The organism is Prosthecobacter sp. GW821-HT29F12, from assembly GCF_058803405.1.
The window spans coordinates 4,345,875-4,361,678 of sequence record NZ_CM179517.1; the positions used below are offsets into that span (position 1 = coordinate 4,345,875).

General features: G+C 59.2%; 16 protein-coding genes. 5 read left to right on the plus strand and 11 right to left on the minus strand.

Features of this window, described 5'->3' with window-relative positions; translation table 11 throughout:
- Positions 1-1,452 (minus strand): Gfo/Idh/MocA family protein, encoded by a 1,452-nt coding sequence (locus AC3RLQ_RS17780; RefSeq protein WP_493030002.1) that lies wholly within the window; start codon positions 1,450-1,452, stop codon positions 1-3.
- 71 nt (positions 1,453-1,523) lie between these two features.
- Between AC3RLQ_RS17780 and AC3RLQ_RS17785 the strand changes: the two genes are divergently transcribed.
- Positions 1,524-2,477, plus strand: coding sequence for a threonine dehydratase (locus tag AC3RLQ_RS17785; protein WP_493038739.1), 954 nt, complete (start codon positions 1,524-1,526; stop codon positions 2,475-2,477).
- A 122-nt stretch (positions 2,478-2,599) separates the two neighbouring features.
- Here the strand turns inward: AC3RLQ_RS17785 and AC3RLQ_RS17790 are convergent, their stop codons facing one another.
- The 4 genes from AC3RLQ_RS17790 to AC3RLQ_RS17805 all read right to left on the minus strand — a co-directional run bounded on the left by AC3RLQ_RS17790 (position 2,600) and on the right by AC3RLQ_RS17805 (position 8,049).
- Entirely contained in the window at positions 2,600-4,441 is a 1,842-nt protein-coding gene (locus AC3RLQ_RS17790) for a CocE/NonD family hydrolase (protein WP_493030003.1), read from the minus strand.
- 4 nt (positions 4,442-4,445) lie between these two features.
- Entirely contained in the window at positions 4,446-5,405 is a 960-nt protein-coding gene (locus tag AC3RLQ_RS17795) for a TlpA family protein disulfide reductase (RefSeq protein ID WP_493030004.1), read from the minus strand.
- 195 nt (positions 5,406-5,600) lie between these two features.
- Positions 5,601-6,548 (minus strand): TlpA family protein disulfide reductase, encoded by a 948-nt coding sequence (locus AC3RLQ_RS17800; RefSeq protein ID WP_493030005.1) that lies wholly within the window; start codon positions 6,546-6,548, stop codon positions 5,601-5,603.
- 46 nt (positions 6,549-6,594) lie between these two features.
- Complete coding sequence (locus AC3RLQ_RS17805; RefSeq protein WP_493030006.1) at positions 6,595-8,049, minus strand: DUF1501 domain-containing protein; 1,455 nt, start codon at positions 8,047-8,049, stop codon at positions 6,595-6,597.
- A gap of 103 nt (positions 8,050-8,152) precedes the next feature.
- Between AC3RLQ_RS17805 and AC3RLQ_RS17810 the strand changes: the two genes are divergently transcribed.
- Genes AC3RLQ_RS17810 through AC3RLQ_RS17825 form a run of 4 tightly spaced genes read left to right on the plus strand, consistent with a single transcriptional unit; the run spans position 8,153 to position 11,346 of the window.
- The gene (locus AC3RLQ_RS17810; RefSeq protein WP_493030007.1) at positions 8,153-8,866 is read left to right on the plus strand and encodes a hypothetical protein; all 714 of its coding nucleotides are present in this window, start codon (positions 8,153-8,155) and stop codon (positions 8,864-8,866) included.
- Entirely contained in the window at positions 8,863-9,891 is a 1,029-nt protein-coding gene (locus tag AC3RLQ_RS17815) for an alginate O-acetyltransferase AlgX-related protein (RefSeq protein WP_493030008.1), read from the plus strand. The genes AC3RLQ_RS17810 and AC3RLQ_RS17815 overlap by 4 nt, the downstream gene beginning before the upstream one ends.
- 13 nt (positions 9,892-9,904) lie before the next feature.
- On the plus strand, positions 9,905-10,315 hold the full coding sequence (locus tag AC3RLQ_RS17820; RefSeq protein ID WP_493030009.1) for a MauE/DoxX family redox-associated membrane protein: 411 nt from the start codon (positions 9,905-9,907) through the stop codon (positions 10,313-10,315).
- Positions 10,312-11,346 carry a threonine aldolase family protein gene (locus tag AC3RLQ_RS17825; protein ID WP_493030010.1) on the plus strand — a complete coding sequence of 345 codons (1,035 nt, stop codon included), beginning with the start codon at positions 10,312-10,314 and terminating at the stop codon, positions 11,344-11,346. The genes AC3RLQ_RS17820 and AC3RLQ_RS17825 overlap by 4 nt, the downstream gene beginning before the upstream one ends.
- A gap of 6 nt (positions 11,347-11,352) precedes the next feature.
- On the opposite strand, the gene AC3RLQ_RS17830 is transcribed toward AC3RLQ_RS17825, so the two are convergent.
- The 6 genes from AC3RLQ_RS17830 to AC3RLQ_RS17855 form a co-directional block, all read right to left on the minus strand.
- The gene (locus tag AC3RLQ_RS17830; protein ID WP_422322180.1) at positions 11,353-12,750 is read right to left on the minus strand and encodes a hemolysin family protein; all 1,398 of its coding nucleotides are present in this window, start codon (positions 12,748-12,750) and stop codon (positions 11,353-11,355) included.
- A 20-nt stretch (positions 12,751-12,770) separates the two neighbouring features.
- Positions 12,771-13,022: a zinc ribbon domain-containing protein gene (locus AC3RLQ_RS17835; protein ID WP_461527556.1), complete on the minus strand. Its 252-nt coding sequence runs from the start codon at positions 13,020-13,022 to the stop codon at positions 12,771-12,773.
- Positions 13,023-13,089: 67 nt separating this feature from the next.
- A complete protein-coding gene (rpsN, locus tag AC3RLQ_RS17840) occupies positions 13,090-13,359 on the minus strand; it encodes a 30S ribosomal protein S14 (RefSeq protein WP_395730845.1) in 270 nt (89 codons plus the stop codon).
- 195 nt (positions 13,360-13,554) lie between these two features.
- Complete coding sequence (locus tag AC3RLQ_RS17845; protein ID WP_493030011.1) at positions 13,555-14,337, minus strand: thiazole synthase; 783 nt, start codon at positions 14,335-14,337, stop codon at positions 13,555-13,557.
- 29 nt (positions 14,338-14,366) lie between these two features.
- Positions 14,367-15,224 carry a chlorite dismutase family protein gene (locus AC3RLQ_RS17850; protein ID WP_493030012.1) on the minus strand — a complete coding sequence of 286 codons (858 nt, stop codon included), beginning with the start codon at positions 15,222-15,224 and terminating at the stop codon, positions 14,367-14,369.
- Between the two features lie 99 nt (positions 15,225-15,323).
- A complete protein-coding gene (locus tag AC3RLQ_RS17855) occupies positions 15,324-15,785 on the minus strand; it encodes a hypothetical protein (protein WP_493030013.1) in 462 nt (153 codons plus the stop codon).
- Between the last annotated feature and the right edge of the window lie 19 nt (positions 15,786-15,804).

Sequence of the window (15,804 nt, forward strand, 5' to 3'; positions counted from 1 at the left end):
TCACACTTCCGGCAGTTCAAATCCGGCGGCGTATTCCTCCTGCGCCAGTTTGTTGGCCTCGGCGGCAAACTCACCGGTGAAAACCTCTTTGACCGGATCGAAATCGAGCCACGGACCGACGACCACCTGCTCGACTTCCGTGTTGATTTGATTCGCGGCAAGCGTGGCGAGCATGTCTGAAAAAATAGCCTGACCAAACTTATCCCCCTGCAGGCGCTCTTTGATCTCCTCGTTCTTCATGGCTTTGCCAAGCCGGTAGGATGTATTGGCCAGATGCGCGAGAGCAGCGGCCTGCTGACCGTGGCGGATGTGCAGCACGTCCTTGGTGTATTTGCCCGCTCGCACGGAGTCGATGAAGTTTTTCATGTGATCCGGGCCGGTGAGGAAGTTCTCAAACTTCGTGATGGTCTTGCCCTCGTTGTCGTAGGCCTTGGACTCGGCCACGTAGCCGCCTTCGCAGTGGATGATGTTGCCGGTGCGGATGCCCTTGTAAGGCGGCTCGCCGGTTTTTTTGTCCATGTTCTTTGTAGGCAGGCCAAACATGTCCATGAGCAGAGGCACAGGCTCATAAGGGTGGAAGGCGAGCTGGCAGTTCGCCGTCTGGCCGTCATCCACATAGCCCCAGCGATGGCCGAGGCTCATCACACGCTGCGGCAGCGTGGCGGGATCGTTGAGCGCCCAGCGCGCCACGTCATACTGATGCGGCCCCTGATTGCCGATGTCGCCGTTGCCATAGGGCCACTGCCAGTGCCAGTCGTAGTGGAACTGCTTGCGCATGATGGGCATCTCCGGGCGCGGAGAAGACCAAAGTTTGTAATCCACCGTGGCGGGCGGTGGCTGGGCGGCGTCCACCTTGTCAATGCTGAGGCGCATGCCGTGGACGAGCGCATGGGAGAGCTTCTTCTTGCCAATGTGCCCTTCATTCACCCATGCCATCGCTGCAGCCCAGCCGAGGTCGGAGCGCCGCTGCATGCCGTGCTGCACGATGATGCCCTTTGCCGCTGCCTTGGTGGCAGCAGCCATGAGCTTGCGGCCCTCAATGAGGTTGTGGCAGACGGGTTTTTCCACATAAACGTGCTTGCCATGCTGCAAGGCCGTGAGCGCGATGAGCACGTGGCTGTGATTCGGTGTGGCGATGGTCACGGCATCGATGTCCTTGTCCGCGCAGCACTCGCGGAAGTCACGGTAGGTTTTGACGGTGATGTTCTGCTTGGCTAGCTCGGCCACTTTCTTGTCCACGACGGCGGAATCGACATCACACAGCGCCACCAAGCGCACGCCGGGAACTTTGAGCAGTTCCTTGATATGACCGCCGCCACGACCACGAAAGCCTATCACCGCGACACGCACATCTCCATTGGCCCCGAGCGGCGCGCCCCAGGCAGGCATGGAAATGGCTCCGGCGAGGGAGGTCTGAAGGAAACGACGACGAGAGGTGGCGGACGTGTTCATGGTGCCGCTCATAACGTCGGCTGCGGGCTTGCCTTTTCGGAGTTCGTGCCTAGCCATGAAAGATGGAGCCACTGCCGACCCTCAGCGAAATCGAAGCCGCCAAGGCGCTCATTCGCCCCCACATCCACGAAACACCGGCGTACCGCTGGCCTCTGCTCGAAGCGGGCCAGGGCTGCGATCTGTGGTTGAAGCATGAAAACCACACGCCGGTTGGGGCCTTCAAAATCCGCGGAGGACTCGTCTATATGGACGAGTTGAAACGTCAGCAGCCGGAGGTGCGCGGGGTCATCGCTGCCTCGACCGGCAATCACGGGCAGTCCATTGCTTTTGCAGCCAGACGGAATGGCCTGCGCGCCGTGATTGTGGTGCCGCATGGCAACAACCCGGAGAAGAACGCCGCCATGCGCTCGCTGGGTGCGGAACTGGTCGAGCATGGCCGCGAGTTTCAGGAGGCGCTGGTGTTTTCGCGTGAACTCTCTGCCAAAGAAGGGCTGCATGCGGTGCCGTCATTCCACCCCTGGCTGGTGCGTGGGGTGGCAACGTATGGGCTGGAGCTGTTTCGCGCGGTGAAGGATCTGGATGTGGTGTTTGTGCCCATCGGTCTGGGTTCCGGATTCTGCGGCGTGACCGCAGCGCGTGAAGCGCTGGGATTGAAGACGAAGATCATCGGCGTCGTATCCGAACATGCCCCGGCGTATGCCTTGTCGTTTCAGCAGCGGCAGTTTGTCGAACAAACGAGCATGACGCGAGTGGCGGAGGGAGTGGCCTGCAAAACGCCGAACCGGGATGCGCTGGAGCATGTGATGCGTTATGCCCATGATATCGTCACAGTAAGTGATGATGAGACCGTCACTGCGATGCGTGAGATCATTCAGGGAACGCATAACATCGCCGAAGGCGCGGGCGCTCTGGCGTATGCTGCGCTGAAGAAGCAACGCGACACATGGCAGGGCAAACGTGTGGCGTGTGTGCTCACGGGCGGGAATGCGAGCATGAGCATCCTGCGCGAGGCGCTGGGAGTGTGATGCAGCGCGGAGCGTCTTGGAGTGCGCCGGTCCTCCGGCGCTTTCGAACGTTCCATGGCCAGCGAAAAGCTCCAGAGGACTGGAACACTCCAGGAGGCTGGCGCGCACTCGATTACCCAGACCTACGGCTTCACCAATGGCAGCACGATGTGGGAGGGGTGCTCGCGGTCGAAGTGAATGGTGTTCGTGGCGATGACCGTGCGGCGGTGCTGCTGCAGAGATTCGCCCGTGTTGGGGTTCACATCGAAGCGCGGAAAGTTGCTGCTGCTGATGTCCACGCGGATGCGGTGGCCTTTTTTGAAGACGTTGCTGGTGGGATAGAGCTTGATGGTGAAGGGATAGACCTTGCCGGGCTGCATGAGCTTTTCCTCCCGCAGTGAATCACGAAAACGCGCACGCACGATGCCGTCGGCGAGATTGAGATCAAAGCCATGCGGCCAGTCAGCGCTGAATGGATACACATCGATCAACTTGGCGGTGAAGTCCGTGTCCAGGGCGTCGGATGAGGCCCAAAGCTTCACCTCGATCTCGCCAGTGATTTCGGTGTCTTCGGCCAGCGGTGCTGTTTGGAACACGAGAACATCACTGCGGGCTGAGAGTGGAATGGGCTTGGTCCAGTTCCAGAATTTGTCACTGCCACGCTGATCCCATGCGCCCTGCTGCATGATGCCGTCTCCGGAAGAAATGTTGCCGCCGAGCGTGGGCACCGGGTTCTTGGGGTCAAACGAATAGGTCACTGATGCGCGCTCATCCTTGGGCTTTGCGTCGCTCAGCAAGCCTTCGGCATGCAGATAGAAAGGAGTGGGTTTCATGCGCGCCAGCGGCCATTCGTTTTCATCACGCCATTGCCCGCCATGGTTGAGCAGGCCGTCCTTGGTCTTGCTGCCATCGCCGGTGCCCATGACGAAGATGCGCACCTTTTTGGCGAAGGGAGCGGCCTTGCCGACGCTGTTGTCGATGCCCTTCATCCAGTGATCAAACCACTCCTTGCGCCAGGCAAGCTGGTCCGCAATGGCCGCATCGCCACCGAACTCCACCTGCCCATGCGCCGATTTGTTCTGCGCTCCGTGAATCCATGGCCCCATGATGAGATAGACGTCGCTCTTGAGCGTCTTCGACAGTGCCTGGAAATTGGCAGAGGTGTTGCCAGCCCAAGAGTCATACCAGCCGCCGACGAGATAGACCGGCATGTCTTTGTAGCGTGAGGGATCGGCCAGAATGTTGTTCTGCCGCCAGAAGGCATCGTCCTTGCCGTGGCGCATGGCCTGGATGAGCCAGTCCTCGTATTCTGGAGCGAGTTTCAGCGGAGTGGAGCCGGGACGCAATGGAAGCAGCGAGAGATAATCCCAGCGATGATCGGCCATTTCCTTGAGCTCGTTCTGAGTCGCGGGATCAAGCGCCGCATTGCTGCCTTTGCCGGCATTGAGCATGATCCAGTTCCAGAAGCGCATCTCAAACGCACCCGCATTGCGCATGCTCTGCCGTCCCATGTTGGACACGGCATCCACCGGGATGACGGTGGTGAGCTGCGGCACTTTTTCCAAAGCCATCGCATGCTGCGTGCCACCCACATACGAGGTGCCCACCATGCCGATCTTGCCGTTTGACCAGGGCTGCGCGGCGATCCATGCGGCGCAATCCGTGCCATCCACGCCATCATCGGTCATCCAGTGCCAGACGCCTTCGCTGGCATAGCGCCCACGGGTGTCCTGCGCCACAAACGCATAGCCGTGCGCCGCAAAGTACTCACCGAAACTTTTCGCGCCGTCCTTGTTGTAAGGCAGACGCGTGAGGATAACAGGCAGCTTTTCGGCGCTGCTCGCAGGCAGGTAAACATCCGTGGCGAGCTTCACGCCATCGCGCATCGCCACCATGACGTTCTTTTCGACCTTAACGCCCGATTCCTGGGCATGAAGCAACGAAGCAGCCAGCAGGACCGCAATGACGGCTGCGCGATGAATCATAATCTTACTCCGCGAGAAGTTTGATCACCTGTGCTTCCAGACCGCCGCGTGCATTGGTGCTCACAACCATGCCCTTCTTATTGAGCAGCCACATGGCAGGGATCGAATTGATGCCGTATTTGGAGGAGATCTCGTTCTGCCAGCCTTTGCCGTCAAAGTACTGCGGCCATCCCATGCCTTTCTCCTTCACAAAGGCCTCCAGTTCGGCCTTATCGCTGTCGAGCGAGATGCCCACAATTTCAAAGCCCTTCGGGTGCAGTTCCTTGTAGGCCTTGAGCACGTTCGGCAGTTCGGCCACGCAAGGTCCGCACCAGGTGGCCCAGAAGTCGATGAGCACCACCTTGCCCTGCAGTTTGGACACATCCACTTCACGGCCGTCCACGGCGGTGAATTTCAATTCAAGCGGCTTGGTCTTCAGGTCGGCGGCCGCCTTGACACTCTTGATCTTGCCTTCCACCACCTTGTTCATCTTTTCAGCGGGATAATCTTTCAGATGCTTCTCCGCTTTCGCCAGCCATGCGGCGGCGTCCCCTTCAGAGCTTTCGGCGGCGTCGGCTGCCTCCATGACGCTCATCAAGCTGGCCTGCGATTTGGTTGCAGGTTTGGCGTCTGCGGCGTTGAGAATGTCTTCAAGACTGATGGCTTTCTTTTCAGGAGCCGGAACCCCTGCGACTTCACGTGCGCGACCGACCATCATCTCAAACAAGGCGGCATCCCAGCGGGAGGGATTTTCCGGCGCGACCTTCATGGCCGCCGCATGAGCGGAATCGAACTCTGTCAGTCCCTTTTTCAACAGTGCGATCGCTTCATCCCGCGATTGCGGTTTGTCCTTCGGATTTTTGAGATTTTCGACAATATCATCCACCTTTTGCCATTCAGCATCGCCATTGGCAGCATGAAGGAATGAAGAAACGGCCAGGACCAAAGTCGTGACCCCGATGCAGAGAAGGCGATGCGCGTTCATATCTAAACCTAAACGGGAGACCGCCGCCTCACCAATCTTTTCACGCGAAGATTTCCATCACGGCTTCCCCTCTCAACTCCTGTCACGCATCGCCAGGATAACACTTCTCTCAATCTGAACGACTGCCTCCAAGGCAAGATTCAGAAGGTGGCAAGGCGAATGACTCCGATGAATGCGGCACGTGCCATCATCATGTTATTCAGCCAGCAGTTTCTTCACCTTCTCCTCCAGCCCCTCAAAGGCGGTCATGCTCACGACCACGCCCTTCTTGTTCAGCAGCCACATCGTGGGGATGGATTCGAGATTGAACTTGAGGAACAGCTCGTTCTCCGGGCCTTTGCCATCGAAGTACTGCGGCCATTCGACGCCTTTGTCTTTCAGGAAGGCCTCGAGTTCTGCTTTGTCGGCATCGAGCGAAACACCAATGACCTCAAATCCCTTCGCATGCTGCTCTTTGTAAATTTTGAGGACCGTCGGCAGTTCCTCGACGCAGGGCCCGCACCAGGTGGCCCAGAAGTCGATGAGGACAACCTTGCCCTGCAGCTTGCTCACATCCACCGCACGACCGTCCACGGCTGTGAACTTCAGCCCCAGCGGCTGGGTCTTGAGATTCACCTCCTGCAGCTTGACCTCCACCATCTTGTTGAGCTTTTCCTCCGGGAAAGCCTTCAGGTGCTTCTCCGCCATGGCGACCCAGGCAGTAGCATCGCCCCCGGGAGCAACAGCAGAGTCAGACGCGAGCATGACCTGGGTCAGGCTGGCCTGCGATCTCGTCTCGGGCTTTGCATCCGCTGCTTTGACGATGTCGTCCAGGCTGATGCCTTCCTTCTCAGGCGCCGGGACACCGGCGAGCTCGCGCACATGCCCGAGCATGGCAGCAAAGAGAGCCACATCCCAGCGGGCAGGATTGGTGGGCGCCGACTTCATGGCGGCTGCATAAGTGGCATCAAAATCCGTCAGGCTGTGCTTCAGCATCATGCGCGCCGTTTCACTCGTCTGGGGATTCTCCTTGGGGTTGCGAATGCCTTCGATGATGTCGTTGACCTTCTTCCACTCGGCATCGCCATCAGCAGCACGAATGGATGAGGAAACGGCCAGGACGAGAGTCGTGACACCGAGGCAGAAAAGGCGGAGAGCGTTCATGAAGAAGGGAGAGCCTAAACGGACGAAATCCGCGCCACCAATCTTTTTAAGCGAAGATTTCCGTCACGGCTTTTCCTTTACCATCTTCCGTCACGTAGAATGGCCGGCCTTCGATTTCGAATTCCGTCTTCGGGCTGATGCCCATGGCCGTCATGATAGTTGCATGCAGGTCCATGACACTGACCGGATTTTTGGTGGCAATGAGAGGGCGTTCATCGGCGGTTTCGCCATAGAGGTGGCCTTTCTTCACGCCGCCGCCAAACATCACCACGCTGGTGCCGCCGGTGAAATGGCGGTGCAGGCCGTAGTGCTTCATCTCGCTGAGCGTATCGACTTTGAAGGTGGTCTGGTCGTTCGCGGTGGAGCCGGGCTTGCCTTCCATGAGCGCATCGCGGCTGAACTCGCTGGCAATGACGATGAGCGTGCGGTCCAGCAGGCCCTTTGCCTCCAGATCACGCACGAGCTGCGAGATTGGCAGGTCAATCTCCTTGTGCATGGCGTCCACGGTGGTGTGGCCGTCTTTGTGCGTGTCCCATTGGAAGAAGGGCACGTACTCGGTGGTCACTTCGACGAAGCGTGTTCCTGCCTCGACCAAACGGCGGGCAAGCAGGCAGCCACGGCCAAAGCGGCCGGTGTCATACTTGGCGTAGCTCTCCTTCGGCTCTAAGGTGATGTCGAAGGCCTCGCGCTCCTTGACACTGAGCAGGCGGTAGGCGTTGTCCATGCTACGCAGCATGGACTCCTGCTGGTAGTCGCTCATAAACTCACGCTGCGGGCTTTGATCGACGAGCTTGCGAAAGAGGCGGTCGCGGTTGGCGAAACGATTCGCATCCATGCCCTTCGGTGGTTTTACGGACTGCGCGGCTTCTTCAGGAAACGGCAGGTTCATGGGGCCGAATTCGCTGCCGAAAAATCCGGCGGTGGTGAAGGCCTTCAGTTCTTCGCTTTCGCCCACCCCTTCGAGCCGCTGCCCGATGTTGATGAAAGCAGGCATCACGGCATTACGCGGACCGAGCACCTTCGCCATCCAGGAGCCGATGTGCGGGCATGCCACTGTCTGCGGCGGCACGTAGCCGGTGTGCCAGTGATACTGGTGCCGCGAGTGCAGAATGCTGCCGAGGTCGGGCTGCACTGCGCTGCGGATCAGCGTGGCGCGGTCCATCACCTGAGCGATGTTTTCCAAGCCCTGGCAGATTCTGATGCCATCCACATTGGTGTTGATCGCGGGAAAGGTGCTGAGCATGCGCTTGACCTCCAGACCCTTCTCAAATGGCAGGTAGCCTTTGGGATCAAACGTGTCGGGTGCGGCCATTCCGCCGGCCATCCAGAGCAGGATGCAGGCGTCGGCTTTCGCGGGGGGGTGAGTGACCTTCTCTCCCGTTTTCGCCCAGATGGCCTGCGGTGCGCCGGTCATCCACGCAGCCGTGCCTGCAGCCGCGAGCTTCTTTAGGAAATCGCGACGGATGAGGTGCTCGGGGAGGGTGGGATCGATGTCGTGCATGACAGTACTCAAACGCAGCAACAAGCGCTTCACTGACGTAATTTTCCACTTCCTCTGCCATCTTCGATCAATGCCCCCCAAGATTCCATGATTGACGGGCGTCTTGCCCTCCGCCATCTCCATGCTTGTGCTGATCAGTCTCCACCATCTGCTGTTTGTGCTGCTGCCCGTCGCTCTGACGGTGCGACTGTACGTCAAACCACGACCAGCCGCGCATGACGTGGCGAATGGAATTGCGCGCTTTTGCCTCGGAATCGGCAAGTGGGTGCTGCTGGTCGATCCGCTGTGGCATCTCGCGACGATGACTTTCCGGGGCGGACCGGAAAGCCTGGGCACCAGCGTGGCGTGGATGGGATTTCTGGGGCTGCTGCTCAGCCTGCATTTTGCTTTCACCTCTGCGGGCGATGTGATCGCCGGACTGGGCGGCATGTTTGGTTTCAAGGTGGCGGAACCGGTGCAGGAGGTGCTGACACTGCGGCGCTTCACGCGGGGAAACTGGATTCGGCTGATTGTGCTCCTGCTGGTCATCACCGTGATCGGGGCGCTGGTGCAAACGGCTTCATTTGGTGACACCTGGCTGCACTTGAAGGCTCTGTTCGCACCTCCGACGCGGACAATCCCCACGCTGATTCAGCAAGCGCGGGTGCGGACGGATTTCCACGTCCTCACGATTTTTGCCGCGCTGGTCTGCCTCATCGGCCTGCCGCATTCGCGCGATTTTCTGCGGGAGCCAGCGCCATGGAAGGCGACGATCTGTCTTCTCATTTTCACTTTTGCCGTGGCAATGCTTTGGACGCATGCCTCCCCCATGTCATGAAACCGACGCTGCCCCGAATCGACCCTGCGAAGCGGACCGTGGTGCCGCCCGAGCCGGAACTGAGCGCCAAGGCGGCGCGGAACATCATCCGTGTGTTTGCCCTGCTGCTGGCGGTGCCGCTGCTGTTTGAGGCTGCGTCGTGGTTCACGGCTTCCAAGACCAATCTGGCGGCGGCCACGGTGCGCAGCGGACTGCAATGGCTGCTGATGCATGGCCTGAATGAAGGCAACAAAAACGTGTATCTCGGACGCGAAGGCTGGCTCTTTGACCAGAGTGAACTCGACCGCCTGGCACATGCCAGACGCCCAGCCAACGACTTGCAGCCCAGCTTGATCAAGCTGGCGGCACAGCTGAAGGCTCAGGATACGACACTGCTGGTGGTCACGATTCCAGACCGTGCCACGATGTACCCGGAACAAATCCGCCCCGGCCGCTATCTGGACGTGGTGCGTTTGAAAGGTGAGGCGGGCCGACTGGCTGATTTGAAAGGGGCGGGCGTCAATGTGCTGGACATGACCGAGGCCCTTTGGGAATTCCGTGACAGGCAGCCGGTGTACTTTTCGCATGACAGTCACTGGACCCCTGAGGCCATGAAGGCGGTGGCCCTGGCGGTGTACAAGCATGTGCATGAAAAGCTGCCACGTCTGAGCAGCCCGGAGACGCCCGTGATCAATGCCAAACTTCTTGATCGCATGGACCCCGGTGATCTGGCGCGCCGGCTTGATCCGCTGCATGCCGCCAAGCTGCTGGGTGAAGAAGAGGCGAACCTGGTTTCCATCCAAGGCTTCCCACCGAGCGACAAATCCCCCATCGTGCTGCACGGCGGTGAGCTGATGCGTGTGTACGATGATGCGCAGCTGAGCTTTGGCGGGGGCGGTCAGACGCCGGAGGCTGGTTTTGCCACTCAGCTTGCCACCTTGCTGGGGCGCCCACTGGACGTCCGGGGCATGCCGGTGCCGGGAGAAAGCTACGAAGACAAGAAGCTGGTCATCATTTTGTTGCCGATGGCGGAACTGGTGCCGTAAGTTTGGCGAACTCATGCTGCGACTTCTCCTTCATTTCTTTTTCGGCGGCGTCTTTGTGTACGCGGGGATTCTGAAGGTGGCGGATCCGATCTCATTTCTCGATGACATCCGCAGCTTCGATCTGTTGGGAGATCCCTGGGCCGCATGGCTGGCCATGGGGCTGCCGTGGCTGGAAATTTTCGCCGGGCTGGCGGTCATGAGCGGGCTGCTGCGTTCCGGCGGGCTGCTGATCTTGAATGGATCGCTGGTGATTTTTCTGGCGGCCATCAGCATCTCATGGTGGCGCGGCATCGACATCCGCTGTGGCTGCTTTGGCCATGCGGACGCCACCTCCAATTACCGCGATCTCATCCTGCGCGATGTGCTGCTGCTGCTCGCAGGGATCGTACTCGCATGGCACGGGAAGCCGAAAGCAAAAGCATGAGCGCTGAACTGAAATACCATTTCGCCTCGGACAACACGTCCGGCATTTGTCCGGAAGCCTGGCAGGGGCTGGAAGAGGCCAACGCAGGCTATCAGCCCAGCTATGGGGCCGACTCCACCACCGCGGAAGCCTGCGAAATGTTCCGGCGCTTTTTTGAGACGGACTGCGATGTGTACTTTGTCTTCAACGGCACGGCAGCGAACTCACTCTCGCTCGCCACGCTGTGCCAGAGCTACCACAGCATCATCACCGCGCAGGAAGCGCATGTGGAGACGGACGAATGCGGTGCGCCAGAGTTTTTCAGCCACGGCTCAAAGATCCTGCTGGCCCGCAGCCCGCTGGGAAAACTCGACCCCGCTGATGTCATTCGTCTGGCGACAAGCCGCAGCGATGTGCATTTTCCGAAGCCACGGGCACTAAGCATCAGCCAGAGCACGGAACTGGGCACGGTGTACCGCCCGGGCGAAGTCAAGGGACTTGGCGCTGTCGCGAAACAGCATGGTCTGTCGATTCACATGGATGGTGCGCGGTTTTTCAATGCGCTGACCGGATTGAACTGTGCGCCCGCCGACATCACCTGGCGTGCAGGAGTAGACGTGCTGTGCTGCGGCGGCACGAAGCTCGGCATGGCGGTGACGGAGGCCGTGGTGTTTTTCAACAAGGAGCTGTCCCAGGAGTTTGCGTACCGCTGCAAGCAGGCGGGGCAGCTGTGCTCCAAGATGCGCTTCATCTCGGCGCAGTGGCTGCGTATTTTGAGTGATGAAACCTGGCGCAGGCATGCGCAAAACGGCAACACCCTGGCCAGACGCCTCTCTGATTCACTCGGCCATCTGCCGGGTGTGCAGATTCTCTACCCGGTGGATGCCAATGCCGTGTTTGCCAAGCTGCCGGACCGGATGAAGGATGGCCTCAAGGAGCGGGGCTGGGTTTTCTACAGCTTCATCGGCGGAGGATCACGCCTGATGTGCTCATGGCGTACCACGGAGGCGGATGTAGATGCCTTCGTCGCGCATGCGGCGGCTTTCGTGTGAGCCGTCTTACACGCCTTCCGGTGCAGCGTCAGCCGCCGCAGCTTCTTCCGCCACGGTGGAAAGGCGCTTGAAGTGCAGCTGCAAAACACGCCTGAGGTCCGCCTTGGTGGTGGTCACCTCATACTCTTCAATGACCACTTTTTCACCCACCTTGGGCAGATGGCCCAGGAGATGCGTAACGTATCCGCCGATGGTGGTGACTTCGTCGCTGTCGAGATCAATGCCGGTCTGATCCGCCAGTTCGTAGAGGTTGTAGGTGCCTTCGACGGTGAACTCGTTGTCGTTGATGCGGCGGAACTCGCTGACTTCGTGGTCGAATTCGTCCTGAATGTCACCCACGATTTCCTCGAGCACGTTGTCGAGCGTCACAATGCCGACGGCGCCACCAAATTCATCAACGGCAAGGGCCACGTGAACGTGTTTGTCGAGGAAGAAGCGCAGCAGCTTGTCGATGGGCATCATCTCAGGCACCATCTGCAGCTCGCGTTTGATCTTGCGCAGATCCGGCTGCGGTTTGCCGATGAGGCTGAGCAGATCTTTGATATGAATGGTGCCGATGGCATGGTCCAGATGGCCCTCCACGAGCGGATAGCGCGTGTGCTTGGAATCGATGGCGATCTTGAGATTGGCCTCAAAGGTTTCATCCGCATCGAGTGAGACGACCTGGTTGCGCGGCGTCATCACATCACGCACGCAGCGGTCATTGAGGGCGAGGGCGTTGAGAAGGATGTCCTTCTCGGTTTCCGTCACTTCCTTGGACTTCTGGCTTTCAGCCACGATATGACGCAGCTCTTCTTCAGAGTGGGCGATCTCATGCTCCGAGACAGCCGTGATGCCCAGAAAGCGAAGGACGAGGTTGGTGCTGGCGCTGAGAATCCAGATGGCCGGCTTCAGCAGGATGTAAAACAGGTGCAGCGGGCGCGCGATCAGCAGCGCGGTCTGCATGGATTTGCGGATGGCTACCACCTTCGGCGTCTGTTCGCCAAGCACGACGTGCAGGAAGGTGACGATGGCATAGGCGATGCCGATGGACGTCCAGCGGATCACCGTCTCGTTGACGATGCCCATTTTAAACAGCATCGGCTGCACGACGACAGCGACAAACGGCTCGCCAAAAATCCCCAGCGCGATGCTGGTCAGTGTGATGCCCAGCTGCCCGGCGGAGAGGTAGGCGTCCAGGTTCCGCGTCACGGTCTGCGCAAATTTGGCACCGCGCATACCGTCTTCGATGGCGGCAGTCAGCTGGCTGTCCCTGACTTTGACGATGGCAAACTCAGCCGCCACAAAGAAGGCGTTGAGCAGTACGATGATCAGCACAATCACAGCCTGCCAGAAGACTTCACCAGCGGTGAAACTCCACTCGCGAACGAGTTCGGCAGAGGCATTGGCGAGCAAAGGAGTCATGGAGCGGCGCGATCAGGCGTTCACAGCTTCTCGTAATTTCCATCGCATCGTTTTTCGAGGATGGTGAAGCCGGCGGCCTTAGCGTCGGAAACGGAGAGGGTTTTGGTGATCTTCGGCGTGTTAAAACCGGAAATGAGTTTTTTGACCGGCTGCCTGCAAAGAGGGCATGCCTCTAGCGCAGGCCTGCTGAGCGGACGGCGCAGGTCAAAGCCTCTGCGGCAAGCAGGGCATCCCTTTTCAGGGTCGTCAGCGATGTAGGAGTAGGTAGGCATCAGAGAAGAACGCACCGCCTCCCCCATGCAGCCAGAAAAATTTCCGGCTGCAAGTTCGGACGGAATTCTACCAGCTGGACTTCGTCACCCCGGGAATCATCCCTTGGGAGGCGAGTTCGCGGAAGGTCATACGGGACATCTGGAAGCGGCGAATGAACGCGCGACGACGGCCGGAAACGCGGCAGCGGTTGATGAGACGTGTCGGGCTTGCATCACGTGGAAGCATGGAGAGACCGACGAAGTCGCCTTTCTCCTTGAGTTCTGCACGGAGTTTAGCGTACTTTTCGACGGTTTTACGTTTGCGCTTGTCGCGCTCGAGCCAGCATGTTTTTGCCATAGGGGCGCGGAGTCTGCCCCAAAGCGCTCCATTCGCAAGAAAAAATTTCTACTAGCGAACGCTCTATTTCACGCTAAATCCCCAACCATTATGGTCATCTTTACTGGAATGTGTCTTGCAGCCGGTCTGCTTTTCTGCGGCGTCATCGCTTTCACCTACCTGGTGAAAGGCTGAATTAGCCCTTTTCAAAGCTGCTTACTGGTAGAGAAAAGTCGTCAGCGGGCTGGTGGCTGAAGCCTCTGCTGCGCCCTCGCTCAGGCCGATTTCATAGGCGCTGCGCCCGGCTTCCACCGCCATTTTGAAGGCTTGTGCCATCCGGACGGGGTCGGCAGCCACGGCGATGGCCGTATTTACCAGAACGGCATCCGCACCCATCTCAAAGGCCTCGGAGGCATGGCTGGGTGCCCCAATTCCGGCATCCACCACCACCGGCACCGTGGCCTGGGTGATGATGATTTCGATCTGACGACGCGTCGTGATGCCCTGATGCGAGCCGATGGGCGAGCCCAGCGGCATCACCGTGGCCGTGCCCACATCCTGCAGGCGGCGGGCCAAAACGGGGTCGGCATTGATGTAGGGGAGGACAATGAACCCTTCCTTCACGAGAATTTCAGCCGCCTTGAGCGTCTCAATCGGGTCTGGCAGCAGGTAGCGGGGATCGGGATGGATCTCCAGCTTCACCCAGTTGGGCAGCCCCGCCGCCACGGCCAGGCGTGCCAGGCGCACCGCCTCCTCCGCATTCATCGCCCCGCTGGTGTTTGGCAGCAGCAGGACGTTCTTGGGGATGAAATCGAGGATGTTGGCAAAGGGATCTCCCTTGCCGGTCAAATCGGCCCGGCGCAGCGCCACGGTGACGATTTCCGTCTCCGAGGCCACGATGGCATCCCGCATCAGCTCACCGCTGGCGAATTTGCCCGTACCCATCATGAGGCGGGAGTTAAACTGACGATTGGCGATGGTGAGGGGCAGATTTGGCACAGGAAGTGAGAGATGCACCCAATCTCGCCTCACGCAAGCATCACCCGCTGCAGCAGTTCACCCGTCGGTGGCTGGATGCCGATGTAGAAGTCGCCAAATTCGCCATACTGGGTGGTGACTTCATCAAAGCGCATCTCATAGACGATGCTTTTGATCTGGAACATGTCGTGCGCGAAGAGCGTCACGCCCCACTCGTGGCTGTCGAGGCCGGTGGAGCCGGAGATGAGCTGGCGCACCTTGCCGGCGTATTTGCGGCCCGTTTTGGCGTGGCCGCCCATGAGTTCACGGCGCTTCGCAAAGTCGTTGGCATACCAGTTTGCACCCACGTTGCGGCGCTTGCTCATCGGGTAGAAACAGAAGACCTGCCAGTCGGGCATGTTCGGGTAGAGGCGGTCGTTGAAATACTTCGTCATGTGGCCCTTCCATTCCGCCACACGTTTGTCGAACGCCTCCGTGCCGGGAGTCAGGTTTTCCGCCTTCTCGATCTGCGCCTTGAACTCTTCTTCGCTCTGCGAGTACTCGGTCCACTCCGTCATGGAAAGATAGCTGTAGGCAGGCGTCAGCACATCCGGGCCAAGCGCCAGGGTGATCTGCTTTTCAAAGCGCTGTGAGTCGTGCAGATCCGGTGTGATGAGCATGAAGCCCAGCTCCGACTTGGGCGACACCATGGCAAACGCGAGCAACTGCGTGCCGGGATGCTTGCGGATGGCCTCGATCGTACGTGTGAAGTTCTCACGCCGCTCCTGGCGCTCTTCCGGCATCAGCGCCGCCCAGTAGCCATGATCAATGGTAAAAAACAGGTGCTGCACGACCCAGCCCTCTTCGGAAATCAGCGGTTTGGATTCAGCAGGGCCGTTGGACGTGGGGAAAGAGGTCGGAATGAGCATGGGGTTGGGTGGGGTTACACCCGTCACATACGCCGGAATTCAGGCGGCTCAACGGACGATCATTGGCTTTTGCTGTGCTTTATCGGCTCTTCCACCGCTTTAATCAGGATGAACCTCCAGCCTTCGGAGCATGGCCGCGAACCGGGGGCTTCCGCGCAGGATGGACACCAGTCCAGCCAGCCAGAGCGCCAGTCCAAGAATCCAAGGCAGATCGGGATGTGAAGCAGGGGGTGGAATAATCGTGTGACTGCCCTCAAACCAATGAACAGGTGCCACGATGATTTTTGAAAACATCGCAAACCCATCCGAGCTGCCAAATCCCATGCTGAACCCAATCAAATAAGTCAATACTGGAGGAAGCCAGACCCTCGGCATGAGGCAGGCTAAAATGACCGGAAACACAGAGCAATAGCCGCCCCTCAGTAAAACCGTGCCGAGATCGAGCTCCCGGCCTCCCATCCCATTTCCCCAGAGTCCAAGGATAAACCCAATGAAGCAGGCGGGAATACCTCCCACCACGAGCGCCACAAATTGGCGCTCATGCCAGGCAAGTTCACGCATGGGATTCATGAGAGTGGCG